This window comes from Enterobacter sp. RHBSTW-00318 (assembly GCF_014101375.1).
GTDB lineage: Bacteria > Pseudomonadota > Gammaproteobacteria > Enterobacterales > Enterobacteriaceae > Enterobacter > Enterobacter ludwigii.
In genome coordinates this window covers 3,184,805-3,209,570 of record NZ_JABXQH010000001.1, presented here as the reverse complement: position 1 = coordinate 3,209,570, position 24,766 = coordinate 3,184,805, and the positions used below count along the sequence as shown (strand labels likewise).

24 protein-coding genes and 3 pseudogenes are annotated in these 24,766 nt (G+C 55.7%); 13 read left to right on the top strand and 14 right to left on the bottom strand.

Going from position 1 to position 24,766, the window contains the following annotated elements:
* The 5 genes and pseudogenes from HV157_RS15825 (at position 1) to acpT (ending at position 4,189) form a co-directional block, all read left to right on the top strand.
* Positions 1-1,170, top strand: coding sequence for a beta-ketoacyl-[acyl-carrier-protein] synthase family protein (locus tag HV157_RS15825; protein ID WP_020884523.1), 1,170 nt, complete (start codon positions 1-3; stop codon positions 1,168-1,170).
* Entirely contained in the window at positions 1,167-1,640 is a 474-nt protein-coding gene (locus tag HV157_RS15820) for a 3-hydroxy-fatty acyl-ACP dehydratase (RefSeq protein ID WP_025202828.1), read from the top strand. The genes HV157_RS15825 and HV157_RS15820 overlap by 4 nt, the downstream gene beginning before the upstream one ends.
* On the top strand, positions 1,637-2,368 hold the full coding sequence (locus tag HV157_RS15815) for a 3-ketoacyl-ACP reductase FabG2 (RefSeq protein WP_020884521.1): 732 nt from the start codon (positions 1,637-1,639) through the stop codon (positions 2,366-2,368). Before HV157_RS15820 ends, HV157_RS15815 begins: the two co-directional genes overlap by 4 nt.
* Entirely contained in the window at positions 2,365-3,594 is a 1,230-nt protein-coding gene (locus HV157_RS15810) for a beta-ketoacyl-ACP synthase (RefSeq protein ID WP_020884520.1), read from the top strand. Before HV157_RS15815 ends, HV157_RS15810 begins: the two co-directional genes overlap by 4 nt.
* 2 nt (positions 3,595-3,596) lie before the next feature.
* A pseudogene (acpT, locus tag HV157_RS15805) lies at positions 3,597-4,189 on the top strand (4'-phosphopantetheinyl transferase AcpT).
* Here the strand turns inward: acpT and arnF are convergent.
* The 8 genes from arnF to HV157_RS15765 all read right to left on the bottom strand — a co-directional run bounded on the left by arnF (position 4,146) and on the right by HV157_RS15765 (position 12,365).
* Positions 4,146-4,550 (bottom strand): 4-amino-4-deoxy-L-arabinose-phosphoundecaprenol flippase subunit ArnF, encoded by a 405-nt coding sequence (arnF, locus tag HV157_RS15800; protein WP_014172048.1) that lies wholly within the window; start codon positions 4,548-4,550, stop codon positions 4,146-4,148. The pseudogene acpT and the gene arnF overlap by 44 nt on opposite strands.
* A complete protein-coding gene (arnE, locus tag HV157_RS15795) occupies positions 4,547-4,885 on the bottom strand; it encodes a 4-amino-4-deoxy-L-arabinose-phosphoundecaprenol flippase subunit ArnE (protein WP_014172049.1) in 339 nt (112 codons plus the stop codon). Before arnE ends, arnF begins: the two co-directional genes overlap by 4 nt.
* The gene (arnT, locus tag HV157_RS15790; protein WP_063435118.1) at positions 4,882-6,537 is read right to left on the bottom strand and encodes a lipid IV(A) 4-amino-4-deoxy-L-arabinosyltransferase; all 1,656 of its coding nucleotides are present in this window, start codon (positions 6,535-6,537) and stop codon (positions 4,882-4,884) included. Before arnT ends, arnE begins: the two co-directional genes overlap by 4 nt.
* The gene (gene arnD, locus HV157_RS15785) at positions 6,534-7,436 is read right to left on the bottom strand and encodes a 4-deoxy-4-formamido-L-arabinose-phosphoundecaprenol deformylase (protein WP_182268705.1); all 903 of its coding nucleotides are present in this window, start codon (positions 7,434-7,436) and stop codon (positions 6,534-6,536) included. Before arnD ends, arnT begins: the two co-directional genes overlap by 4 nt.
* A complete protein-coding gene (gene arnA / locus HV157_RS15780; RefSeq protein ID WP_014172052.1) occupies positions 7,433-9,415 on the bottom strand; it encodes a bifunctional UDP-4-amino-4-deoxy-L-arabinose formyltransferase/UDP-glucuronic acid oxidase ArnA in 1,983 nt (660 codons plus the stop codon). Before arnA ends, arnD begins: the two co-directional genes overlap by 4 nt.
* The gene (arnC, locus tag HV157_RS15775) at positions 9,412-10,395 is read right to left on the bottom strand and encodes an undecaprenyl-phosphate 4-deoxy-4-formamido-L-arabinose transferase (protein ID WP_020884516.1); all 984 of its coding nucleotides are present in this window, start codon (positions 10,393-10,395) and stop codon (positions 9,412-9,414) included. The genes arnA and arnC overlap by 4 nt, the downstream gene beginning before the upstream one ends.
* Before the next feature lies 1 nt (position 10,396).
* Complete coding sequence (gene arnB / locus HV157_RS15770) at positions 10,397-11,536, bottom strand: UDP-4-amino-4-deoxy-L-arabinose aminotransferase (RefSeq protein ID WP_182268704.1); 1,140 nt, start codon at positions 11,534-11,536, stop codon at positions 10,397-10,399.
* 322 nt (positions 11,537-11,858) lie between these two features.
* Positions 11,859-12,365: a phenolic acid decarboxylase gene (locus tag HV157_RS15765; RefSeq protein ID WP_020884514.1), complete on the bottom strand. Its 507-nt coding sequence runs from the start codon at positions 12,363-12,365 to the stop codon at positions 11,859-11,861.
* 99 nt (positions 12,366-12,464) lie between these two features.
* Between HV157_RS15765 and HV157_RS15760 the strand changes: the two genes are divergently transcribed.
* Both HV157_RS15760 and HV157_RS15755 read left to right on the top strand, forming a co-directional pair.
* Complete coding sequence (locus tag HV157_RS15760; RefSeq protein ID WP_182268703.1) at positions 12,465-13,346, top strand: LysR family transcriptional regulator; 882 nt, start codon at positions 12,465-12,467, stop codon at positions 13,344-13,346.
* Positions 13,347-13,379: 33 nt separating this feature from the next.
* Positions 13,380-14,174, top strand: coding sequence for an SDR family NAD(P)-dependent oxidoreductase (locus HV157_RS15755; RefSeq protein WP_025202822.1), 795 nt, complete (start codon positions 13,380-13,382; stop codon positions 14,172-14,174).
* A 4-nt stretch (positions 14,175-14,178) separates the two neighbouring features.
* On the opposite strand, the gene HV157_RS15750 is transcribed toward HV157_RS15755, so the two are convergent.
* Positions 14,179-14,706 (bottom strand): NlpC/P60 family protein, encoded by a 528-nt coding sequence (locus tag HV157_RS15750; RefSeq protein WP_020884511.1) that lies wholly within the window; start codon positions 14,704-14,706, stop codon positions 14,179-14,181.
* A gap of 240 nt (positions 14,707-14,946) precedes the next feature.
* On the opposite strand from HV157_RS15750, the gene HV157_RS15745 reads away from it, so the two are divergent.
* Positions 14,947-15,609 (top strand): HAD family hydrolase, encoded by a 663-nt coding sequence (locus tag HV157_RS15745; RefSeq protein ID WP_080337456.1) that lies wholly within the window; start codon positions 14,947-14,949, stop codon positions 15,607-15,609.
* 45 nt (positions 15,610-15,654) lie between these two features.
* Here HV157_RS15745 and HV157_RS15740 read toward each other — a convergent pair whose 3' ends face one another.
* Positions 15,655-16,683 (bottom strand): TerC/Alx family metal homeostasis membrane protein, encoded by a 1,029-nt coding sequence (locus HV157_RS15740; protein WP_025202820.1) that lies wholly within the window; start codon positions 16,681-16,683, stop codon positions 15,655-15,657.
* Positions 16,684-16,848: 165 nt separating this feature from the next.
* Positions 16,849-17,247: a potassium channel family protein gene (locus HV157_RS15735; RefSeq protein ID WP_020884509.1), complete on the bottom strand. Its 399-nt coding sequence runs from the start codon at positions 17,245-17,247 to the stop codon at positions 16,849-16,851.
* Positions 17,248-17,581: 334 nt separating this feature from the next.
* Between HV157_RS15735 and HV157_RS15730 the strand changes: the two genes are divergently transcribed.
* Positions 17,582-18,916, top strand: coding sequence for an MFS transporter (locus HV157_RS15730; RefSeq protein ID WP_014172063.1), 1,335 nt, complete (start codon positions 17,582-17,584; stop codon positions 18,914-18,916).
* A gap of 37 nt (positions 18,917-18,953) precedes the next feature.
* Here HV157_RS15730 and HV157_RS15725 read toward each other — a convergent pair whose 3' ends face one another.
* Positions 18,954-19,691 (bottom strand): IclR family transcriptional regulator, encoded by a 738-nt coding sequence (locus tag HV157_RS15725; protein ID WP_044858534.1) that lies wholly within the window; start codon positions 19,689-19,691, stop codon positions 18,954-18,956.
* A gap of 169 nt (positions 19,692-19,860) precedes the next feature.
* Between HV157_RS15725 and HV157_RS15720 the strand changes: the two genes are divergently transcribed.
* Positions 19,861-20,553 carry an RraA family protein gene (locus tag HV157_RS15720; RefSeq protein WP_182268702.1) on the top strand — a complete coding sequence of 231 codons (693 nt, stop codon included), beginning with the start codon at positions 19,861-19,863 and terminating at the stop codon, positions 20,551-20,553.
* Positions 20,553-21,491 carry an NAD(P)-dependent oxidoreductase gene (locus HV157_RS15715; RefSeq protein ID WP_020884505.1) on the top strand — a complete coding sequence of 313 codons (939 nt, stop codon included), beginning with the start codon at positions 20,553-20,555 and terminating at the stop codon, positions 21,489-21,491. Before HV157_RS15720 ends, HV157_RS15715 begins: the two co-directional genes overlap by 1 nt.
* Positions 21,492-21,863: 372 nt before the next feature.
* On the opposite strand, the gene pcoE is transcribed toward HV157_RS15715, so the two are convergent.
* A complete protein-coding gene (gene pcoE, locus HV157_RS15710) occupies positions 21,864-22,298 on the bottom strand; it encodes a copper resistance system metallochaperone PcoE (protein ID WP_000723069.1) in 435 nt (144 codons plus the stop codon).
* 217 nt (positions 22,299-22,515) lie between these two features.
* Positions 22,516-23,352 (bottom strand): annotated as a pseudogene (gene pcoS / locus HV157_RS15705) (copper resistance membrane spanning protein PcoS); the annotation flags it as partial.
* 69 nt (positions 23,353-23,421) lie between these two features.
* On the opposite strand from pcoS, the gene HV157_RS15700 reads away from it, so the two are divergent.
* Together HV157_RS15700 and HV157_RS15695 are read left to right on the top strand one after the other, a co-directional pair.
* The gene (locus HV157_RS15700; protein WP_000019445.1) at positions 23,422-24,402 is read left to right on the top strand and encodes an IS5-like element ISKpn26 family transposase; all 981 of its coding nucleotides are present in this window, start codon (positions 23,422-23,424) and stop codon (positions 24,400-24,402) included.
* 149 nt (positions 24,403-24,551) lie between these two features.
* A pseudogene (locus HV157_RS15695) lies at positions 24,552-24,755 on the top strand (peptidoglycan DD-metalloendopeptidase family protein); the annotation flags it as partial.
* Positions 24,756-24,766 lie beyond the last annotated feature (11 nt).

Sequence of the window (24,766 nt, the reverse complement as noted above, 5' to 3'; positions counted from 1 at the left end):
ATGATTTACATTTCTGCTGTTGGCATGGTCAACGCGCTGGGTAACTCGCTGGATGAGATTGCCGCTAACCTGACGGCGGGTGTAGCCCCCGGCATGCATTGTCGGTCCGGCTGGTTGCAGGATGCGCCCGATGCCGTGCTGGGCGGCGTGGAAGGCGAGTTGCCGTCCATTCCGGATACCCTGTCCGCGCACCGCACCCGCAATAACCAGCTGCTGCTGGCCGCGCTGGCACAGATTCAATCCACCGTTGACGACGCGATTACCCGGGTCGGCCGCGACCGCGTGGCCGTGGTTTTGGGTACCAGCACCTCCGGCCTCGATGAAGGGGATGAGCACGTACGATTAACGCTCAACGGCGAAGCCAGCACCCGGTGGCAGTATCCGCAACAGGAGCTGGGCGATCCGTCCCGCTTTCTTGCAAACTGGTTACAGCTCGAGGGCCCGGCATATACCCTCTCGACCGCCTGCTCCTCCAGCGCGCGGGCAATTATCAGCGGCCGGCGTCTGATTGACGCCGGGCTGGTGGATATTGCCATTGTGGGCGGCGCAGATACCCTGAGCAGGATGCCCGTCAATGGCTTTCACAGTCTGGAATCGCTTTCCCCAACGCTCTGCGAGCCGTTTGGCCGCGACCGTCGGGGTATCACCATTGGTGAAGCCGCTGCGCTGATGGTGTTGAGCCGTGAACCCGCCGGGGTCGCGCTGCTGGGAACAGGCGAGTCCAGCGATGCTTACCATATTTCGGCGCCGCATCCGCAGGGTGAAGGCGCCATTCGCGCCATTACCCAGGCGCTCAATGACGCGGGTCTGCAGCCTGAGGATATTGGCTATATCAACCTGCACGGCACCGCCACACCGCTCAACGACCAGATTGAATCACACGTGGTACACGATCTCTTTGGAGAAAACGTGCCCTGCAGTTCTACCAAACACCTTACCGGCCATACGCTGGGCGCTGCCGGTATCACCGAAGCGGCGTTGAGCTGGCTTATTCTGACGCGTGACCTGCCGTTACCCCCACAGGATTTCGCCCGCTACGCGCCGGACGAAACGCTGTCGCCGTGCGGCGTGCTGCACCAGAGCACCGCGCTGAAAAAACCGGTCATTTTATCTAACTCGTTCGCGTTTGGTGGCAACAACGCCAGCATCCTGCTGGGGAGAGTGTCATGAGCTACTTATCACCCGTCGACTATCTGCCGCACGATGCGCCAATGATGCTGCTGGGATCCGTTGAACGCGTCACCGACGATTCCGCCGTATGCCGTGTCGCGGTCAACGGCCAAAGCGTACTGGCGCCCTTTTTGAATGCCGAGGGCGATTTGCCTGGCTGGTACGCGCTCGAACTGATGGCGCAGACCGTTGGCGTCTGGTCAGGCTGGCATCGCCAGCAGAAAGGGCAAGATCATATTGCGCTGGGCATGGTGCTGGGTGCGCGCGAGTTGGTCTGCGCCAGTGGACGTTTCGCAAAAGACGCGACGCTGGACATCACCGTCAGACTGCTGATGCAGGATGAACGCTTCGGCAGTTTTGAATGTACGATCTCCTCAGGTGAGGAGACGCTGGCCACGGGCCGGGTCAATACCTTCCAGCCGAGCGCAGAAGAATTAACATCGCTTTTTAATCAGGGATCTCACGCATGAGTCGTTCCGTACTGGTCACCGGGGCCAGCAAAGGCATTGGTCGTGCCATCGCCTGCCAGCTTGCCGCTGACGGGTTTACCGTAGGCGTACATTACCACCGTGACGCCGCAGGCGCGCAGGCGACGCTGGATACCATCACACAGGCGGGCGGTCAGGGTCGCCTGCTCTCTTTCGATGCAGGTAACCGCGAACAGTGCCGTGACGTGCTGGAGCAGAATATCGAGGCCCACGGCGCATGGTATGGCGTGGTCAGTAATGCCGGTATCACCCGCGACGGTGCGTTTCCGGCCCTCAGCGAAGACGACTGGGACAGCGTCATCCATACCAATCTCGACAGTTTTTATAACGTTATTCAACCCTGCATTATGCCGATGATCGCCACCCGAAAAGGGGGGCGCATTATCACCTTATCCTCCGTGTCCGGCATGATGGGCAACCGCGGTCAGGTGAACTACAGCGCGGCAAAAGCGGGCATTATTGGCGCGACCAAAGCACTGGCAATTGAGCTGGCAAAACGCAACATCACCGTGAACTGCATTGCGCCGGGACTGATTGATACCGGCATGATTGAAATGGAAGAGGCTGCGCTGAAAGAGGCAATGTCCATCATTCCCATGAAACGGATGGGCCAGGCCGAAGAGGTTGCAGGACTTGCCAGCTATCTGATGTCAGATATTGCAGGCTACGTTACCCGCCAGGTCATTTCCATCAACGGAGGAATGCTATGACGCGTCGCGTGGTGATTACCGGTATGGGCGGCGTTACCGCCTTCGGTGAGGACTGGCAATCCGTTTCCCGCAGGCTGCTGGCGTATGACAACGCGGTCCGCAAAATGCCGGAGTGGCAGGTTTACGATGGCCTGCACACTCTGCTGGGCGCGCCGATTGATGATTTCACCCTGCCGGAACACTATACCCGCAAGCGTATTCGCGCCATGGGCCGCGTGTCGTTGATGTCGACCCGCGCCACCGAGCTGGCGCTGGAGCAGGCGGGGCTGATTGGCGAGGCGGTGCTCACAAATGGCCAAACCGGTATCGCCTATGGCTCCTCCACAGGCAGTACCGGGCCGGTCAGCGAATTCGCCACCATGCTCACCGAAAAACACACCCACAACATCACCGGTACGACCTATGTGCAGATGATGCCGCACACGACCGCGGTGAATACCGGCCTGTTCTTTGGCCTTCGGGGTCGCGTTATCCCGACGTCGAGTGCCTGTACGTCGGGCAGTCAGGCCATTGGCTACGCCTGGGAAGCCATTCGTCACGGTTATCAGACCGTGATGGTCGCAGGCGGAGCAGAGGAGCTTTGTCCGTCAGAGGCGGCGGTATTTGACACCTTATTCGCGACCAGCCAGCGCAACGATGCGCCGAAAACCACCCCTTCGCCATTTGATACGCAGCGTGATGGTCTGGTCATTGGGGAAGGCGCAGGCACCCTGATTCTGGAAGAGCTTGAGCATGCCAGAGCACGCGGTGCAACTATCTATGGCGAGATCGTTGGCTTCGCCACCAACTGTGATGCAGCCCATATCACCCAGCCACAACGTGACACCATGCAAATTTGTATGGAGCAGTCGCTGGCGTTAGCAGGGTTAAGCGCGCGGGACATGGGGTACATCTCCGCGCACGGTACCGCCACCGATCGCGGTGATATCGCCGAAAGCCAGGCCACCGCCGCCATCTTTGGCGACAACGTGCCAATTTCGTCGCTGAAGAGCTATTTTGGCCACACGTTAGGCGCCTGTGGGGCGCTGGAAGCCTGGATGAGTCTGCAGATGATGCGTGAGGGCTGGTTTGCCCCGACGCTCAATTTAAGACAACCGGATGAGCAATGTGGTGCTTTAGATTATATTATGGGTGAAGCCCGTCAGATTGACTGCGAGTATCTGCAAAGCAATAACTTCGCATTTGGCGGCATCAACACGTCGATAATCATCAAACGCTGGGCGTAACTATGTACCAGTTTATACTGGGAAAGATCTCCACCCTGAGCGCAGACCCGCTGGCGTCGACGCTTGCACATATGGCACCTGCGGGTGCACGAAATGCATCCTGGCTGGCGGGGAGAACCCTGCTCGCCAAAACGCTTTCTCCTTCTCCGTTACCCGAGATCGTCTATGGTGAGCAAGGGAAGCCGGCCTTCGTGGATGCGCAGCCCTTCTGGTTTAACCTGAGTCACAGCGGCGATAATATCGCGCTGCTGCTGAGCGACGAAGGCGAAGTGGGATGTGATATCGAAGTTATCCGCCCACGTGAAACTGGCAGGCGCTGGCTAACGCCGTCTTCAGCGTGGCGGAACATGCGGAGCTGGAGCGCGAAGACCCGGAGACAAAGCTTTCTGCTTTCTGGGGGATCTGGACGCGTAAAGAGGCCATCGTGAAGCAGCGAGGCGGCAGCGCCTGGCAGATTGTCAGCATCGACAGCACGTCGCAGACGCATTCGGTAAGCCAGCTCCAGTTCGGCTCGCTCAGTCTTGCCGTCTGCACCTCAACGCCTTATACCCTTACCGCCGGGACGATTGCTCACCACGGGATGTCCGTGGCATAAAAATCACCAGCACGCCGAGAATAATCATCCCGACCCCCGCCAGCCCGTGCCAGGAAAAGTGTTCGTTCCAGCCGGGCAACAAAATGGCCGCGGCCCACACCAGAATGTAACTGAGGCTCAGCAAGGCATACGCTTTGCTGAGCGCCATGCGATGCAACGCCAGATACCAGCAGCCCATCGAGGCCACATACCCCATGAGTCCCAGCAGCAGCGCGCCAGTACCGGATGAGACGTGCCAGAGCGCGGAGACAAACGCATAAAGCTCGCTGACTGGCGGCAGAGCCTGCATGGCATAGCGCAGCAGCAGCTGCGCCGCGCTGACCAGCATTACGCTGCATAACGCCCAGAACGTTCCTCTCACAGGCTTCCTCCGAGGATAACAATGCCGATGATGATGAACCCGACGCCCAGCCAGTGATGCAACGCGACTTTTTCATGCCAGAATGCTTTCGCCGCCAGGGTCACCCAGACAAAATTGAGGCTCAGCATAGGGTAGGCAACGCCGACAGGCAGGCGCTGCAGAACCACCAGCCAGACCAGCATGCCGCTGCCCAGTGCCAGCAATGCCAAGCCCAGCCACAGCATAATATGCGCGCCACGCCGCCCGGCTTTCGCCGGACGGGTGGCCTGCTTCTGACACAGCTGCCCTGCGCAGGTCAGCAGGCTTGCCAGTATCAACCAGAGCCAGGTCGTCATTGCGGTAAATACTGCAGCCAGGCCAGACGGCCCTGAATATACAGGCTGTCCGGTTCTGGCAGATGAGCCCGCTTAATATCGTCGTGTTTTGACAGCAGGATCACCAGTGACACGCCCCCCTGCTGGCGATGCGTTGCCAGCCACTGCGCAAAATTATCTTTCTCGACAAACCGGTCTTTCACATCCGGGTACGCTAGCCCGTAGCTCAGCTCGCCGCTCTGACCAAACAGAATGATGTCATTACGCTTAAGCTCCCACGCCAGCCCGGAGGCCACGCCAACATTGTTCGCCAGCACAAACCGGCTGCTCTGAAGCGGGTCACGGATGGTATCCACCAGCGACTGCGGCTGTTTGGAATCTACCACCAGGTTAGGAATGGCAAACCCAATCAGCAGCGCCACGCCAGCAGGACACAACGCCGCCAGCCACCAGCGCTGCGCGCTTTGCCGCACGGTAAACCAGCCGACAGCCGCCCAGACGAGAAACGCCAGCACCGCGCAGAAGACTTTATACAGCTCAACGGATGTCCAGACCGGATGCTTAGCAACCCCCCACGGCGAGACCACCAGCGCCGCCACCACGCCAATCACACCAAACGCCAGGTTAATCCCGCCGTTAATGCGTAACGCTCTGGCCCCTTTGTCCGCCGCGATGCAGGCATAGCGCGCCATCAGGATAGCCAGCGGAGCAAAACACGGCAGGATGTAGGTTGGCAGTTTGCCTTTGGCAATGCTGAAGAACAGCAGCGGCATCACGACCCATCCAAGCAGATAAAAGCCACCGCCCGTGTTGTCTCTTTCGCGCCAGCCCAGCCGAAACGCGCCGGGCAACAGCGCCAGCCACGGCAGACTGCCAGCCAGCAGGAACGGCAGGTAGTACCAGAACGGCGCTTTGTGCTGGGCATCGCTCTGGGCAAAGCGCTGAATATGCTCAACCCAGAAGAAGTAGCGCCAGAAATCAGGCTCTCGATGCGCAATGGCCAGCGCCCAGGGCAGGACGATCAGCACACAGCTCACGATGGCCAGCCAGCCAAAGATCAGCACCTCTTTCCAGCGCTTCTGCGCAATCACCCACGGCAGCACGCCTATCACCGGCACCGCCAGCGCCAGGAATCCTTTGGTCATCACCCCCATGCCGCAGGCAAGCCCGAGCAGCACGTAGCCACCCGCTTTTCCGGCCACGGTTTCAGCCTGCGAGGCCAGCCAGAAGCTGCACATAGCGGCCACCAGCCACAGGGTAATGATGGGATCCAGCACGGCGTATGTGCCAATGCCATACACCAGGAACAGGGTCAGGAAGATAAGGCCGGAGAAAATGGCAACGCGCTTATCCCGCCACAGGCGCCACGCCATCCAGATCACCAGCAGAGCCGTCAACCCGGTTGAGAATATGGCGCCGGCGCGCACGGCAAAGTTAGTATGCCCAAACAGCAGTTGCCCGATACTGTTGATCCAGTAGCCCGCAATCGGCTTTTCAAAGTAACGCAGCCCCAGAAAATGCGGGACAATCCAGTCTCCAGACGCCAGCATTTCGCGGCTGATTTCCGCATAGCGCGTTTCATCAGGCTGCCACAGCAGGCGGATATCGATCGGAATGAGGTAGTAAACGATAAACAGTGCGAGAAGCGCTAAGCCATAACGGGCTGCTTTCATGATACCGGACTCACGGTTTGTTGATAGCCAAGCCAGCCTTCCCGGCCAGCCAGTTCATTACGCACAATTTTGCCCACGGGCAGGACGCTAAGATCCTCTGGCAGCAATTCGCTCAATGGACAAAACTGAATGCCCTCCTGAGCGGCCATCGTCAACAGTGCATCGAAATCATGCTGATACGCAATCCCTTCCACTTCCGCGTGGATGGTATAGACGGGCGTACCGGTGTCGCGATGAATGCAGTCCAGAATATAGCGATTGAACCCTGCGGCACTGACCTCGCGCCCAACCACTTCATCCCAGGTGGGAAGCGTGACCGGGATTTGCACCGTCCCCAGGCGATTCTCCCCGATGAGCGGCAAAAAAGGCCCGGTGCCGCGGCAATCACTGTTGTAGCGAAACGCGAAGGGTTCTTTGGCTTTCACCACGCGTTGGTCGGCACGCCATCCCGCCACGGCGGAGCAGCGAATCGTCTGACCGGTAATGGCCTCCAGCTCCAGCATGCCGCGCTCAACTTCACGCGACAGGCGTGGAATATCCCAGACGCCAGCCCAGGCCTGCCAGGCATGGTGATCCCAGGCATGCAGTCCAACCTCATGGTGCTGTGCCGCGTCGCGGATAACGGCTTCGTTACCCGCGCCAATGCGCCTGCCGGGCCATGCGGTTCCGGCCAGCAAAATATCCCAGCCGTAGAGAGAGGCTGCGCGTGAGCGCAGCATTTTGAACAGAAATGCCGGTTTAACCAGACGCCATAAATGACGTCCCATATTGTCAGGCCCCACGCTGAAGAAAATGGATGAGCGCACGTTGTGCTTGCTCAGCAGTTCCAGCAGTTTGGGTACGCCGTCACGCGTCCCCCTGAAGGTGTCGACATCAATGCGTAAACCGACTTTTCTCATGAGACCTGTTCCGACAGCTCCACGGTGCGCAGGAAGAAATCGAGCGTTTCATCAATGGTCTGATCCATCTTCACCGTCGGTGTCCAGTTCAGGCAGCGTTTCGCATTACGAATGCTCGGTTTCCGGTGCTCAACGTCCTGATAACCTTTACCGTAGTAGCTGCTGCTTTCCACTTCACGGAAACCGGCAAATGGCGGGAAGCGATCGCGCAGCGGATGACGTTCAAAGCTTGCCAGCAGCATCTCAGCCAGCTCGCGAATGCTCGCTTCGTTATCCGGGTTACCGATGTTGATGATCTCTCCGTTGCAGCGACCCTCTTTGTTTTCGATGATGCGGAACAGCGCCTCGATACCGTCGCTGATATCCGTAAAGCAGCGTTTTTGTTTACCGCCTTCGATAAGCTTGATGGGCGAGCCTTCCACCAGGTTCAGGATCAGTTGGGTGATGGCACGTGAGCTGCCGATACGCGCCGCGTTAAGGTTATCCAGACGTGGCCCCATCCAGTTAAACGGACGGAACAGCGTAAAGCGCAGACCCGCTTTCTCGCCGTAGGCCCAGATCACGCGGTCGAGCAGCTGCTTGGAGACGGAATAAATCCAGCGCTGTTTGTTGATCGGCCCGACGACCAGGTTAGAGGTATCTTCGTCGAAGTTTTTGTCAGTACACATGCCGTACACCTCAGAAGTGGACGGGAAGATGATGCGCTTGTCGTATTTCACACAGTCGCGGATGATCTTCAGGTTCTCTTCGAAGTCCAGCTCGAACACGCGCAGCGGGTTACGGGTGTACTCAATCGGCGTGGCAATCGCCACCAGCGGCAGCACCACGTCACATTTTTTAATGTGATATTCAATCCACTCGGAGTGAATGCTGATATCCCCTTCCACAAAGTGGAAACGCGGGTTGTCGAGGAAACGACTGATGGCATCAGCACCGATATCCAGACCATAAATTTCGTAGTTATCGTCTTTCAGCAGACGCTCGGTCAGGTGGTTGCCGATAAAGCCGTTGACGCCGAGGATCAGCACGCGGGTGCGGCGTTTGATGGCCACAACCGGTGCGCTGGTGATCAGTGCGCCAGTGACCAGCCCCAGAGACTGAGCCAGTTGCGCGCCCTGAACGTAAACGCCGTTATCGGTTTGCCCGGTAACGATCTCCAGCGCCTGCTCGCCGCAGCTGACAATCAGCGGGGAAGCCGAGACAACGGTGCCCGGTTTGGCGGCAGGAATGTCGTCGCGTACGCGGGATTTCCAGACGATAAATTTACTCACGCCTGCAAAGCTGTACGCCCCCGGCCAGGGGTCGGTAACGGCACGCACCAGGTTGTGCAACTGACGAGCCGGCTTGTTCCAGTCCAGGCGACCATCTTCTGGCCGGCGACGGCCAAAACAGCTCGCCTTGCTCTCATCCTGCGCGGTCTCGCTGAAGGTGCCGTTAAGGATCGCTGGCAACACATCACGTAACAGGCTTTGCGCTACGGTGCAAAGCTTCTGATGAAGCTGCAGCGCAGTTTCATCCGCGTCGATAGCCACGCGCTGCTGCGCGATGATGGCACCGGCATCTGCGCGATGCACCATACGGTGCAGAGTGACGCCGGTTTCCGTTTCGCCGTTCACCAGCACCCAGTTCAGCGGTGCGCGGCCACGGTAGGCGGGCAGCAAAGAGCCGTGAAGATTAAATGCCCCTTTTGCGGCCAGACTTAAAATCTCATCGCAAATCAGGTTGCGATAATAGAACGAGAAGATGGCATCAGGCGCGAGCGCCCGGATGCGATCCACCCACAGCGGATGGTTGACATCGTCCGGGGCGTAAACCGGAATACCGCGCTCTGCGGCGATACGCGCCACCGAGCCAAAGAAGTTATTCTCTCCGGCCGTGTCCGGATGCGTGAAGATTGCAGCGATTTCATAGCCCGCTTCCAGCAGGGCCAGCGTGCCCGCACACCCCATATCGTGATAGGCAAAGACAACAGCTTTCATGGGTGAATTTCCTCTTGAGATGCTTTGTGTTCCTGGCGGACAACACGTTGAATAAAGTAGCGCGGACGTGCGCGAACATCGTTATAAATACGGCCAATGTATTCCCCGAGCAGGCCCATCCCGACAAACTGGGCGCCGATGAACATAAACAGCACGGCAAAGAGCATGAAGACCCCTTCCGCCGCCCATTGGGGACCGTAGATCAGGCGGAGTAACACCAGCAGCACGGAGAGCGCGAAGCCGAACACGGCAATGATGCTGCCGAAAACGCTCAACAGGCGCAGCGGCGTGGTGGTCAGGCAGGTGATAAGGTCGTACATCAGGTTGATGAGACGCATAAAGCTGTACTTCGACTCCCCGTGCTCGCGCTCGGCGTGCAGTACCGGGATTTCCGTCGCCTTACGGGCAAAGGTGTTCGCGAGAATGGGAATAAACGTGCTGCGTTCATGGCAGTGCAGCATGGCGTCGACAATATGGCGGCGGTAGGCGCGCAGCATGCAGCCATAATCGCCCATCGCTTTGCCGGTGGTCCGCTGGATCAAACGGTTGATTGTGCGGGAAGCCAGCTTACGGAACAGGCTGTCCTGACGGTTTTGCCGCACCGTGCCGACCACGTCGTACCCTTCATCGGCCTTTGCAACCAGACGCGGGATCTCTTCCGGCGGGTTTTGCAGATCGGCATCAAGCGTAATAATCAGATCGCCCGTCACGTGGCTGAACCCGGCCATAATGGCGGAGTGCTGGCCGTAGTTACGGTTAAGCAGCACGGCAACAATATGGCTGCCCTCGGCCTGCGCGGCTTCGGTCAGCATCAGCGCGGAATTATCGCTACTGCCATCATCCACCAGCAGTATTTCATAGGCTTTGCCGAGCGTGTCGCAGGCGGCCGTCGTGCGGCTGATCAGTTCGGGCAGGCTCTCCTGTTCGTTGTAAACGGGGATAACCACAGAAACTTTTTGTACAGGCGGTGCGCTGAACATATCAATTTCCTGCAAGCTGATGGAGCGCGGTAATGACGCGGGTTGTGTCGTCATGAGTCATGTCCGGGAAAAGGGGGAGAGAACAAATACGCGCGCTATTCCATTCAGAATTCGGGAGCGATACATCAGGAAAACGCTCGCGGTAGTATTTTTGCGTGTGCGCCGCGCGGAAATGCAGGCCGGTACCAATGCCTTTTTCCTTCAGGGCTGCCATCAGGTTGTCGCGAGAAATCCCGCAGCTGGCTTCATCCACGCGAATGATGAACAGGTGCCAGGCGTGGACGTGCGGCCATGAAGGAATACGCAGCGGCTGGAACGGCGTATCGGCAAGCTCGCGCAGATAGCGTTCAGCAATGTCATGACGTCGTGCGTTGGCCTCTTTCAGTTTGCCCAACTGCACCAGCGCCAGCGCGGCGTTGATATCCGCCAGGTTGTATTTGAAGCCGGGCGTGATAACTTCTGCCTGCGGTGCACGACCGTGCGTCTGGCGGTCGTAGGCATCCACACCCAGGCCGTGGAATTTCAGGCTACGGATCCGCTGCGCCAGTTGCGCATCGTCCGTGACCACTAACCCGCCTTCGGCGCAGGTCATGTTTTTAATGGCGTGGAATGAGAAAATCGCGGTGCCCTGCCAGCCCACGTGACGCGAGTGGTAGTTCGTGCCGGCTGCATGCGCCGCATCTTCAATGACCGGAATACCGTGACGTTCCCCGATGGCGCGAATGGCGTCGATATCACACGGCGCGCCGGCATAATGAACCGGAACAATCGCTTTTGTGCGTGGCGTAATGGCGGCGTCGACCGCATCCGGCGTGACCATCAACGTATCCCGGTCCACATCAATCATCACCGGGGTTGCGCCCAGCAGCACAATCATATTCAGTGTGGATACCCAGGTCAGGGAGGGGGTAATCACTTCATCGCCTGGACCAATACCCAGCGCCATCAGCGTGACATGCATTCCCGCGGTCGCTGAGCTGACGGCAATCGCATGTTGATTCCCGGTTAGCTGACAGAATGCCTCTTCAAGCGCCTGATTTTTCGGTCCTGTGGTGATCCAGCCGGAGGTTAATACCTCCTGCAACGCCGCTAATTCCTCGCTACCCATGGACGGCCGGGAAAAAGGCAAAAAATCACTCATCATTAATTTCCTTGAAATAAGAATGGCACGCTTTTGATATTAACCAAATGCCGGCTCGTTTATTTCAACGAACCATAAACTTATATCAAGGTAGCTAACATTTCTTAGGGAAAAATTAAGAAAGACATTCCATTCACTTCACCCTCCCATTAACCACTTAAAATACAAAGAGTTAAATTATTATGAATTATTTATTGTGTGATCAAACTCGACCTTTGCCTGCAATTTTTTAAACATAACATCAACAAACAAAAAAAATCCCGGCTATTTCTTTTAAAAGAAGAAATAGCCGGGAACTTTTCTTTTTAGTTAATTGTCGCGCTTATTTTAAATTATCAGGAAAGTTTTTTGGTAACTCGCTCGCCGCACAGGCAATAACGCTTTCATTATTCGCCCCACAGTCGCGAACAAAGGTGATCGTCGCAAATTCATCAATGACTTCAGTGGGGTATGCCGGACCCGCATCACGATACGCATTCATCAATGGAATATGATCGTTCTGGAAGCAGACGGTTTTTTCTGGATTGTTGATCACCCAACGTGGGAAGAAGATGGTGCCGTGGAACAGTTTGTCACCCAGGTTTGCAATCAGGCTCACGTCGGTACCGGTTGGTTCTGTCCAGGAAATTTTATAGATGCTCTCCCCTACGCGAACAATATAAGCCTGCTGATCTTTCACCCAACGGTTCGCCACAATCCCGCTGTGAATACGGTAATCAAGGGTGGTTTCATTTTTGACATAAATCTCGTAGTTCCAGCCATTATCGTAGGTATATACAAGGTGTTTGCCGACGAAGCCGCTTAAGTCATGTTTGTCGAAGGTGTTCATAATGTGTCTCCTTTGCTTTGATGAGACGATCGTACCCCTTCAAAAAATGAATGAATAACGCTATGTTTAAATCAAATTCATCCAAATTTTAGATTAATCATGCATAAGACGACGCTTGAACAATGGTCATTACTGGAAAGAGTGGTCGAGGCAGGCAGCTTTGCCAAAGCAGCGGAAGAGACCAACCGCAGCCAGTCCTCGGTCAGCTATAACCTGTCGCTGCTGCAGGAGCGGCTGGGCGTGGCGCTGCTGGTGCCCGAGGGGCGGCGGGCTGTCTTAACCCCGGCCGGCGAACTCCTGCTCAACCAGGTTAAACCGTTGCTGAAAGCCTTCGCCTATGTTGAGACCCATGCGGCAAGCCTGCGTAATGGAATGCGCACGCGGTTAGATCTGGTGGTGGACAGCATTTTCCCGCGCCGACGCCTGTTCGCTATTTTGCGTCAGTTCCAGCAGCTGTATCCGCAAACGCAGGTCCGCCTCACCGAAGTGCTGGAAAATAGCCGCACCGATGTCATTAATGATGAAGCCGACGTGATGGTGTTAACCCGCCGCCAGGACATAACCGGTCTTGGCGAATGGCTGATGAATATCGACTTTGTTGCCGTGGCGCATCATCAACATCCCCTCTTTAGCCTCGACGCGCCGCTTAACGACGATATGCTGCGCCCGTGGCCGCTCATTCAGATAGCCGACAGCCAGACCGCCGCGCGTGCGGCCGGCGAGTCGTGGACCTTTTCCACCATTGATGCAGCCATAGAGGCGGTGATGTCTCAGGTCGGCTATGGCTGGCTGCCAGAGGAGCGTATTCAGACCCAGCTTGATCTGGGGGTGCTTAAACGCCTGCCGCTTAGCCATGGCGCACGCCGGGCTACGCCGCTGCACCTGATTGTGAAACGCTCCCTCGGCCCGCTGGATGAACAGGTTGAGACCCTGCTGCGCCTTTTTAGCCAGGAGCCGCCATCCTCACCTGCTACGCTTTAAGGTCCGAACGTTAAACACGATAAGGAGCAGATGATGAAGATCGATTTTACGGGGAAAGTCGCGCTGGTGACCGCCTCTACCGGCGGGATCGGGTTCGCCATAGCCCGAGGGTTGGCTGAAAGCGGTGCGGAAGTGATCATCAATGGCCGTAGCACGGAGTCTGTGAATAAAGGTATCCAGCAGCTACAACAGGTTGTGCCTGGGGTGCAGGTACGCGCCGCAATTGCCGACCTCAGCACGGCTGAAGGGGTGGAATCGCTGCTGAACGTGGCGACCCACGTCGACATCCTGGTCAACAACGCCGGCATTTACGGCCAGCAGGATTTTTATGGCACCGACGATGACACCTGGGAGCGTTACTGGCAGACAAACGTGATGTCCGGCGTACGTATCTCCCGTGCGCTGCTGCCGGGTATGGTGCAGAAAGGCTGGGGACGCGTGGTGTTTATTTCGTCCGAGTCGGCCTGCAATATTCCGGCGGACATGATCCACTATGGTGTGACCAAAACGGCGCAGCTGTCGCTCGCTCGCGGGCTGGCGAAGTTCGTGGCGGGAAGCGGTGTCACGGTGAACAGCGTATTGCCCGGTCCCACCCTTTCAGACGGTTTTGCCGGCATGATGAAAGACGAGATCGAGAGAACCGGCAAATCGCTGGAGGAACTGGCGAAAGAGTTTGTGATGACTCACCGCCCGAGCTCGGTTATCCAGCGTGCCGCGACGGTGGAAGAAGTCGCCAATATGGTGGTGTATGTCTGCTCGCCCCAGGCCTCCGCCACCTCGGGCGCGGCACTGCGCGTCGATGGCGGCGTGGTGGATGACATCATCTGATCCCTCAGACAGAACGGTCTGTGACCCGTCGGGCAGTAATATAGTGCGCCTGCCAGTAGTCATCAGTCAGGGTTGAAACGGTTACGCCCTGGCTGCGTGAGGCATGAATAAACTGGCTATTGCCGATGTACACGCCCACGTGCCTTCGGTCTGGACCGGTCTGAAAGAAGACCAAATCCCCCGCCTTCAGACGGTATTGCGCCACCTTCACGCCGCGATGGATCTGTTCGCCCGTCGTACGCGGCAGATTAAGGTGCGCCGCATCGCTGAACAGATGCTGCATCAGCGCGGAGCAGTCCACGCCCCGATGCGTGGTCCCGCCCCACTGATAGTGGGTGCCTTTCCACTTCTGGTATTGATCAAGGATCCGGGTACGCAGTGGTCCTGTTTCCTGGTGCAGCAACGCGGATTTTGCCGGAGAAAGGGCGAGCTCGCGGTTCATTGACAGCATCGACGCCGGCAGTTGAAAACTCAATGCCGAAAACGAAGCCAGACTTAACGAGAGGATTGAAATAAGCGATCTAAACGTCATATCAAAATAGATTCAGTGAGTGAATATTTTCCTTACCGGTGGGGGCCAACGTTCCCCCGAAATAGCGCTCAATGTGGCGATAATATAGACAGCTCGCTTTTCAACCAATTATTATTGAGACCAAAAATGGACTCACTTTCCGATCGCAAGATCGCGAAAAAAATGCTCAAGACAGAAGGACAGACAGGGTAAAGCAGGTAAACTAATCAACAGAATGTGTATTTTAGCTAAGACGTATTTATGACCAATATGATTGCCGACGAGGCCGTGGCCAAATCCAACGTGCTCTCCGTCTTCGACTTTGATGGAACACTGACGCACCACGACAGCTTTATCCCTTTCCTGCGTTTTGCCTTTGGTAAACGTTACTTCGCGGGCCGCCTGGTGCGTATGGCCTTACCCACGCTGCACTGCGTGCGTCGTAAGCTGACGCGCGATGAGCTGAAGGAAGTGCTGATTAAAACGTTCCTGACGGGCGTCGATGAACACTGGCTACGCCAGAAGGCGGAAGCGTTTTGCGAAAAATACTGGGACAAGCTGATGCGCCCTGCCGGCGTACTGGCCGTCGCCGCAGAGGTGAATTCCGGTGCGGAAGTGACCATCTGCTCCGCCTCTCCGGCGCTGGTGCTCCAGCCATGGGCTGACAAGCTAGGGATTAAGCTGATTGGCACACAGCTGGAAGTGAAAGACGGCAAGCTGACCGGACGTATCACCGGCAACAACTGCCGCTGTGCCCAGAAGGTGGCGAGGCTGGAAAAAGTGTATGGCGATCTGAATAGCTACCACCTGCGCGCGTGGGGCGATACCCGCGGTGACCATGAACTGCTGGCGGCGGCGCAGGATGCACACTGGCGGCACTTCCATCCACCGCGCAAGCGTCGACATTCACCGATTAAGTGTTAGACACTGTCTACCCGAAAACGGCAACCAAAGGTTGCCGTTTTGCTTTTAATGGGCTTCTTTCTTACCCGGGAACATCACGCTGGTGATAATCCCCAGCGCCAGCACGCCAAGCACCACAAACAGGCTTGCCGTGGCACCAATGCTATAACCGTGGTGCCAGAAGTGATCGGTGGCATTTAATCCGAGCTTGAACGCCACGAAGAACAGCAGCAGCACGACCGCTTTCTCCAGATGCACCAGATACTGCTTCAGCGCTTCCAGCACGAAGTAGAGCGTACGCAAGCCGAGGATGGCAAACATCATTGCGCTGTAAATAATAAGCGGCTCACGGCTGACGGCAATAATGGCCGGCACGGAGTCAAACGCGAACATCACATCAGAGAGTTCCACGACCGCCACGCAAAGCAACAGCGGCGTTGCGTAGCGTTTCGCCTTCTTCACGCGTCCAACCGTTACGTCCTGGTTTTCAGGTTTCTCCAGCTCCGCGTCCACCTCTTTCTGGGTCAGAATAAAGGCATTGCTGCTGATTTTAGGCCAGACAGGATAGAAGCGTTTCACCAGACGGTAAGCCAGATGGCCGGAGTAATCTTCAACCTCGTCACTCTCTTCATTGCGTCTGAGCATCATCACCGCCGTCCAGCCGACGACCAGCGCGAAGATAACCTCGACGTAAGGCCCCAGACTTAACAGGCTGGTACCAATGGCCACAAAGATACCGCGGAAAACAATCGCCCCGAGCACGCCCCAGTAGAGGACACGGTGACGATATTTATCCGGCACGCCGAACCAGGCAAAAATCGCCATCATCACAAACAGGTTATCGACGGAGAGCACCTCTTCCAGCGCGTAACCGGTGAGGAACAGGCTCGCCATCTCTGCGCCGTGGTGAACATACAGGAACCCGGCGAAAGCCATGGCCATCATGACCCAGAAGAGGGACCACATGGCAGCGCTTTTCAGCGAGATCGGTTTATCGTGACGGTGCATAAAGAGGTCGATAAACATCGCCCCGACGGCCATCACTACAAAGACAACAACGGTTTCAGTCGGGAAACCGAGATGAGCAGCAGACATACACAACCCTTTTGGCAGACAAAACACAACACCATGCAAACTGGCGTAAACCAGGAACGGAAAGGGGCAGGCTGTTTACCAGCCTTTAACCCTTAAAGCCGCGGCCTTCCAGGCCCGGCAAAGAGAGGTACTTTACCGCACTCCATGGGGTCGCGCATCTGCCGTTTAGGCGCTCATGCCGCGCAAACGCTGCAGTACGGCCACCAGAACCGCCACTGACCAGCCCACCATCAAGGCGCCGACCAGGCCTTCCACACCCCCAATCAGCCGCCAGTGCTGAGGCAACGTGACATCGCCGTATCCCACCGTGGCGTAACTGACCAGCGAAAAGTAGAAGCTGGTGTTCCAGTCGTTAAATGCATCAATAACAAAATAAAACCCGGCGAAGAGACCGGCTTCAAGAAGATGGGCGAAGATCATGGAGATAACGATCCCGACGTTACGCAAAACCACGCGCACCGCAGAGTCGACCTCTAAGTTAATGAATTTTAAAACGCAAAACATCCACAGCGAATGGATGACCACCGTAAGGGTAAGCAAAATAATGATGCTGAGTAGCTGCATGAAAGGTGCTCTGACCGGGAAGAAAAATGACCCCGCGAACGCAGCGGGGCACCTGGAGCTGTCTGGCCTGGTCGAAGCTTAGTGGATCGGAGGAAAAAAGTTGGTGCAATAATTGCGCTGCGTGATTATCACCCTTATAGAGTCTCCTCTTTGCGGCTGGTTCGACTGCTGTGAGCGATATATCTGGAGCGCACTATCTGTGAGTCACCTCTTATTTACATCATTTAAACCTTCCATTAACTGGATAAAAAGAACGCGCCGTCGCTATAGTGGTTTTGTTTAATAAAACTCAGTTGTACCTAATAAAACAAAGAACATACCCTGCGAGGACACAATGACAGAACATTTACGTAACGGTGCTACCGCCACCGAGGACATAGAAAGAGAGACGATGCGGAAGGTGATCTGGCGTATTCTCCCGTTTCTGATTGTCAGTTACCTGGTCTCCATTATCGATCGCGGGAATATCGGCATGGCTTCGCTGCAGATGAATGAGGACCTTGGCCTCAGCAAAGCTGCATTTGGCTTCGCCAGCAGTCTTTATTTCGTGGCCTATTTTCTGTTTGAAGTACCCAGCAACCTGGCCATGCAGAAAGTCGGCGCCCGTCTGTGGATCCCGCGCATTATGATCAGTTGGGGCATCGTCTCCATGTGTATGTCCCTGGTGCAGAACACCACGTCGCTCTATATCGTCCGTTTTCTTCTCGGAGCTGCAGAGGCGGGCTTCTTCCCGGGCGTCGTGCTGTATCTGACCTGGTGGATCCCGTCCCGCTACCGCGCACGCATTATTGCGTCCTTTATGGTCGCCATCCCGCTCGCTAACTTCATTGGCTCCCCGCTTTCCGGGTTGATACTGTCACTGGATGGCTGGCTGGGTCTTCGCGGCTGGCATCTGCTGTTCATTATTGAAGGCTTGCCGGCGGTGCTGCTGGGTATTGCCGCCTGGTTTATTCTCCGGGATCGCCCTCATCAGGCGAGCTGGCTTAGCAGTGAACAGAAACAATGGCTGGAAACCACGCTGGAAACCGAGCGCAATCAGCAAAAGAATATCGGACACCAGACCACCTGGCAGTTGCTAAAGCATCGCCAAATCTGGCTGATGGCGCTGATTTACGCGGGTGCATCGTCCGCGGGTACCACCATCAGCGTCTGGTCTCCTCAACTGCTGAAATCCTTCCATCTCGATAATCTTGAGACAGGTCTGCTTAACGCCATTCCTTACGGTCTGGCATCTGTTCTCATGATTGTATGGGGACGGAATTCCGATCGTACCAACGAACGCCGCTGGCATACCGCACTCACGCTATTCATAATTGCCGCCGGCGTGTTCGCCGCCTTTGTGAGCGTTTCGCTGTCTGCCACGATCGTTATCCTCAGCATTATGCTGATAGGCGCCTATTCAATGAAAGGGCCTTTCTGGGCGCTGGCGTCCGGTTGGATGAGCAGTACCTCAGCGGCGGCGGGACTGGCCGCGATTGGTGCCATCGCAAACCTGATAGGCGGGGCGGTGATGGTAAACGCGTACGGCATTATCAATGAGCGGACGGGCAGCTACACGCTGGCGATGCTTCCTCTGGCCGCGCTGTGCGTGGCCGGGGGGATAGCGGTGCTCATTATGGGCCGACAGGCCCGCAACGCTCAGCTACACGAAAAACAGGTCACGCATTAGCGTTGACAGAAGCGGGACAACTGTCCCGCTTCTGCATTTAAAGATGTTCTTCCGCCGTATCGCTCGTTTCCCCAAAAAACTGCTGACAGAAGAGCTTACTGGCTCCCATTTTCTGCGACAGACGGCTTGCTGCCGCCTTCATCAACTGACCTATCTCCTTCTCACGACGATCTTCCGTCAGCCGTGAGATGGGGCCGGTCAGGGCTAACGCCGCAACCAGCTTGTCGTGAACGCCGAAGACAGGCATCGCAAACGCAGCGGTGTGGGGATCGCGTGCCCCTGACGTGTAGAAAGGGAGTTCAGCGTCTCCCTCCGGCAGGCTCTCATTGAGCCCCCAATGGCGTAATATCTTACTGATGGCCGAATTATCGAGCGGAAACTGGCTACCGGGAAGATTGCTGTGTCGCAGGCCATGCGACGCTTCAGCGCGAAACAGACAAAGCCGCTGCCCTCCCTCCAGCACATACCAGCTGGCACTCTCCTGAGACGCCAGGGATAAGGCCTGAAGCTCTGGCTGAACCACTCGGGAAAGATGGAAAGATTGTTCATACAGCTTGCCGAGGTAAAGCAGACGTGGGCCCAGCGCATAATTGCCGTCTTCATGCCTGACGACGTAATTCATCCGTTCAAGAGAATTCATCAAGCGGTAAACCGTGGTTTTGTGATAACCCGATAGCTGTGCCAGCGCGGTCAGCGTCAGGCTCTCATCTCCAGGACGGAAGCAATCCAGTAAAGCCAGCGCTTTTTCAACCGCTACAACGCCTTCATTCCCCATCATTATCTCCTTGTTAGCCCGGCAGTGAGTGTACCTCAAATTTTGTGAGTCACTTCGTGTTTACATCACAAACGCCATCTCGGGTCTGGCTAAAAGGAAAGCAACACCGCTATAGTTGTTTTGCACTGTACACCTGCATTGTACTTAGTAAAACAATATGGAGGCATTCATGTCCGTTACTGAAAAAAAACCGATTAATCGCCAGTTTGATCGCGTTTCTGCCGAGGACGTTCGTCGGGCTGCCGAGTATCAGGCCGCTATTCTGGCCGACGTGGCCGGTCGCCGCGGTACGCTTCATGGCCGCATCAAACCGCTGGCCCCACACATGTCCGTTGCGGGTCCGGCCATCACCGTTGAAGTCCGTCCGGGTGATAATCTGGCGATTCATGCCGCGATGGCGGTGGCGCAGCCCGGCGATGTCCTGATCGTCGATGGCAAAGGCGACCTGAGCTGCGCACTGCTTGGGGAAATCATGGCCACTCAGGCTCAGGCGAGCGGCATTGCGGGCATTATTATTGACGGCGCTGTACGAGACGCCGATACCTTGAGCAAAGGTCACTACCCTGTCTTTTCTGCCGGTCTGAACCCCTGCGGCCCGACAAAGCTAATTTCTGGTCGGGTTAATCATCCCATTTCAGTCGCCGGGGCGACGGTTCAGGCCGGGGATCTGGTTGTCGCGGATATCGACGGCGTGGTAGTCATCCCGCGCGATGAGGTTCAGGAAGTTATCGCGCTGGCAAAAGGAAAGCTGGAGATGGAGAGCCGACGCCTTGCCGCCATCCGTGAAGGCGATTTACGTCCACACTGGCTTGATGACGCGCTTCGTAAGGCAGGTATGTTAGATGACGGGGAGACGCTGTGATGGGGGGCAAAGACGTAGTTCTGGTTACCGGAAGCGACCTGGCGGAGCAGGCCATGGTAATGTTGCAGGGCTTTGAGGTGGTGTTTGCGGGCCGCCAGCCCACAGAAGATGAACTGATCGCGCTGTGTGAACGACACAATCCTGTGGCGATTCTGGTACGTTATGGCAAGATTACCGCGAAAGTCATGGATGCCGCCCCCGCTCTGCAGGTTATTTCCAAGCACGGAAGCGGGATCGATGTGATAGACCAGACGGCAGCGGCCGAGCGCAACATCGCCGTCCGCGCTGCGCCAGGTGCAAACGCGGCGGCAGTGGCTGAACATACCTGGGCGCAGATCCTCGCCTGCGCAAAGTCGGTGGTACCTCTGGACAAGCGCCTGCGAGACGGGCACTGGGATAAGGCGACGCATAAATCCATTGAACTGGAGGGCTTAACGTTAGGGCTCATCGGATTGGGTGCTATCGGCTCGCGTGTGGCACATATTGGCCACGCATTCGGCATGAAGGTGCTGGCTTACGATCCCTATGCTAAGTCCATGCCTGCCCTGTGTGAACGCGCAGAAACGCTGAATGGACTTCTTTCCCGTTCCGATGTCATCTCTTTGCACTGTCCGCTGACCGATGAGAATCGGGGGATGATCAATAGCCAGACGCTCGCACACTGCAAGCGGAACGCAATTCTGGTAAATACGGCACGCGGCGGACTGATCGACGATGAATCGTTACTGGCGGCGCTCAGGGATGGCACGCTGCACAGCGCAGCGCTGGACAGCTTTACCCACGAGCCGCTGACGGCGCCGCACCTCTGGCAGTCCGTAGAAAACGTGGTTATTTCACCGCATATTGGCGGCGTTACCGCAGCGTCATATATCAAGATGGGGACAGTGGCCGCGAGCAATATTCTTGCTGTAACAGACGTAACCACCGTCAGCCCGTAAAGCCAACTGTGACGAGTGGCAGTGCTCTTATGTCACTTGTCTTCTGCTGTGTAGAGACATTAAAGTTGTATCCTTTAACCTGAAAAAGACTTTAAAGTTGTAAAGTTTTAAAAAAAACACATACAAAACATGATGCTAAGTGTGTATCACACGCTGTTCCAACATTATGCCTTGATGTTCTTGCAGGAACTGCAATTTACAGGAGGAAAAAGGTGTTTTTGTAGTTATCTGGCGTTACGTGACAGTGTTGGTCAGATACTTCCACCTCTTCAGAGTTAAAGTTTGATATATGGGAAAAAAAAACGCTCCCGGACGGGAGCGTAAGCCAGTGACTTCGGCGTCAAATGAGGGTCTAACAAGTGGAGCTGCGGGTTAATTCTGGGTGATCTGACTGCGATGCTTATCAGCCTGCTGCTGGTGAACAACGGAAGACTGACCATTATTCGCCTTCTCATGTACAGCTGCGGCCTTCTCATGCTCGCTCATTTCAGAAAATGACTTTGCTGTTTCGTTGGTAGCTCCGGGTTTAGCTTTCATCATTTTTTTATGCATTTCAGCCATGTCCTGGTGGGCAGCAGAATTGCTGTTTTGCATCATGTCATGGGACATTGCGGCCTGATCGTGACTGCTCATATCCATCATTGTCATGCTGTCTCCCTGAATTGCACTTTTTTCAGCAGATGACTGCATCTGGTGGGCAGGTGCCTGTGCATTATTTACCTGGTCATGCATGTTCATTGTCTCTGCAGCCATGGCAGATGAAGCGGCAGCCATAATGGCAACAAATGATACGAGAATCTTTTTCATGGTTGGGTCTCCGGTGTTTACATACCCAAACAATCAATGGCTTATAACAGAGAAAGCAGTTGATCTCAGGGCGGGTTAATCATCACTCCAGGAACCAGGTGATTGTGTTATCACGCTGCTCCTGATTTATGAATAATTATAAAAAACCGCCTCTGTTTATCGCGTGACTGAATGATGACAATTTTGTCACCTTCCAGGTTTCTCCTGAACAACGGGATTAATCCATTAACAGGCGCACTTTGAACACAATTTCACGCCCCTGCTGTTCTGCTGACAGCTCGCCGCCGTGAGCATGAATGATCGACCTTGTAATTGATAATCCCAGCCCCGCGCCTTCCGTGTTGTAGAACCTTGATGAGTCTGCGCGATAGAACCGGTCAAACAAACGTTCCAGATTAGCGGGAACCTGGCCGGACATCGTATTCGTAATCATCACGTTCACACAGTCACTGTCACGCTCAAGGTGTATCGCTGTACAGGTGTTATCGGGAGAATACTTGATTGCATTGGAAAGCAGGTTACTGAAAGCACGTCGGAGCATATCGCTGTCTCCGGCAACAACGCCCTCTCCTTCAACCGTGATTGTCTTTCCTGTTTCGTCTGCCAGGGGCTCGAACAACTCACGTAATTCATTCAGTTCGGCTGCCAGATCCACATCATGTTTATCCAGCCGCAGCAGACCATGCTCTGAACGTGCCAGAAAAAGCATGTCACTGGTCATTCGTGACAACCTTTTCAGTTCTTCCAGGTTAGCGAATAAAATTTCGCGGTAATGCGAAACATCCCTTTCCTTAGCCAGTGCAAACTGCGTCTGCATCATCAGATTACTGACTGGTGTGCGCAGCTCATGCGCGATGTCAGACGAGAAATCTGACAGTTTCCGGAATGCCCCCTCCAGGCGATCAAACATATTATTGAACTCCTGCATGGTCTCAGAGATTTCCGGCGGAGCCAGATCGGGATTTAGACGCTGATCCAGGCTGTGTACGGTCATGGAGGAAGCCAGACTGGTCATTTCCCGTAGCGGTTTCAGACCAATACGTGTGGTCAGCCAGGGAAGGTGCGAACAAGTTCCTGATATGAGATCATCATATTCATCCGGAGCGCATCCCAGAGGGACATCATGAGCCATCAACTCACCTTCGCCGATAGTGAATTCAGCACTAAGCGCCGTCAGACCCGAAAAGAGATTTTCCTCTCCCGCATGGAGCAGATTCTGCCATGGCAGAATATGACCGCTGTCATCGAGCCGTTTTATCCCAAGGCGGGCAATGGCCGACGGCCCTATCCGCTGGAGACCATGCTGCGTATTCACTGCATGCAGCATTGGTACAACCTGAGCGACGGTGCCATGGAAGATGCCCTGTACGAAATCGCCTCCATGCGCCTGTTTGCCCGATTATCCCTGGATAGCGCCCTGCCGGATCGCACCACCATCATGAATTTCCGCCACCTGCTCGAGCAGCATCAACTGGCCCGTCAATTGTTCAAGACCATCAATCGCTGGCTGGCCGAAGCAGGCGTCATGATGACCCAAGGCACTTTGGTGGATGCCACCATCATTGAGGCACCCAGCTCTACCAAGAACAAAGAGCAGCAACGCGATCCGGAGATGCATCAGACCAAGAAAGGCAATCAGTGGCACTTTGGCATGAAGGCCCACATTGGTGTCGATGCCAAGAGTGGCCTGACCCACAGCCTGGTCACCACCGCGGCCAACGAGCATGACCTCAATCAGCTGGGTAATCTGCTTCATGGAGAGGAGCAATTTGTCTCAGCCGATGCCGGCTACCAAGGAGCGCCACAGCGCGAGGAGCTGGCCGAGGTGGATGTGGACTGGCTGATCGCCGAGCGTCCCGGCAAGGTAAAAACCTTGAAGCAGCATCCGCGCAAGAACAAAACGGCCATCAACATCGAATACATGAAAGCCAGCATCCGTGCCAGGGTGGAGCACCCGTTTCGCATCATCAAGCGGCAGTTCGGCTTCGTGAAAGCCAGATACAAGGGGCTGCTGAAAAACGATAACCAACTGGCGATGTTATTCACCCTGGCCAACCTGTTTCGGGTGGACCAAATGATACGTCAGTGGGAGAGATCTCAGTAAAAACCGGAAATAACGCCAGAAATGGTGGAAAAAATAGCCTAAATAGGCTGATTCGATGTGTTTGCGGGAAAAAAATCGGCCCAGATCCGCGAAATTTTAATCAACGAGTCAGCTTGGGAAGACATGACCTGCTTATTCGCACCTTCCCTAAAGGGGCCAGGGTTACACGGGGAGGTGCTATTGCGTTATCCGGTAACAGCGGACGTTCATCCGGTCCTCATCTGCATTACGAGCTGGTCATCAATAACAACCCTGTTAACTCTCTGGCGTTCCGGGCAGCGGCACCCGCTGATAACAAACTCGAACAGCATGCCTTTGCGCATGTCAGAGACTACGAACGATACCTGGACTGATAACGGGACCG